Origin of the sequence: Mesorhizobium sp. M0571 (genome assembly GCF_040320985.1) — a bacterium.
In the GTDB taxonomy this organism is placed as follows: domain Bacteria; phylum Pseudomonadota; class Alphaproteobacteria; order Rhizobiales; family Rhizobiaceae; genus Mesorhizobium.
The window spans coordinates 1-604 of sequence record NZ_JAMYQT010000159.1; the positions used below are offsets into that span (position 1 = coordinate 1).

Annotated in this window: 1 protein-coding gene; it reads left to right on the forward strand. The window is 68.2% G+C overall.

Features of this window, described 5'->3' with window-relative positions; genetic code table 11:
- On the forward strand, window positions 1–604 hold a 604-nt coding region (tnpC, locus tag NKI85_RS37840; RefSeq protein WP_352781011.1), incomplete at both ends, for an IS66 family transposase.

Here is a 604-nt window from a genome sequence, read left to right on the forward strand (position 1 = left end):
CGTCCGGTTCGCGCCAGCGCAATCGTGGCCACTTGCCTGCCCATCTGCCGCGGGTGGAGCGGATCATCGAGCCCAGGAGCACGCTGTGTCCGTGCGGCTGCGGCGAGATGGCCAGGATCGGCGAGGATGTCAGCGAGCGGCTCGACGCAATCCCGGCGCAACTGCGCGTGCTGGTCACGCGCCGCCCGAAATACGCTTGCCGGCGCTGCTCGGGCGCCGTCGTGCAGGCGCATGCGCCCGAGCATATCGTGCCTGGTGGCCTGCCGACCGAGGCGCTGATCGCCCAGGTCATCGTCGCCAAGTTCGGTGATCATTTGCCGTTCTACCGGCAGGCCGAGATCTACGCCCGCCAGGGCATCCAGCTGGATCGGGCGACACTGGGCAACTGGGCAGGCCGGGCCTGCTTCCATCTCAAGCCCATAGCCGATCAGATGCGCGGGCATCTGGCTGCGGCCGAGCGCCTGTTCATGGACGAGACCACGGCGCCGGTGCTCGATCCCGGACGCGGCAAGGTCAAGAAGGGCTTCTTCTGGGCAATCGCCTCCGATGATCGCGGCCATGGTGGCCAAGGCCCGCCCATCGTGCTGTTCCACTATGCGCCGGG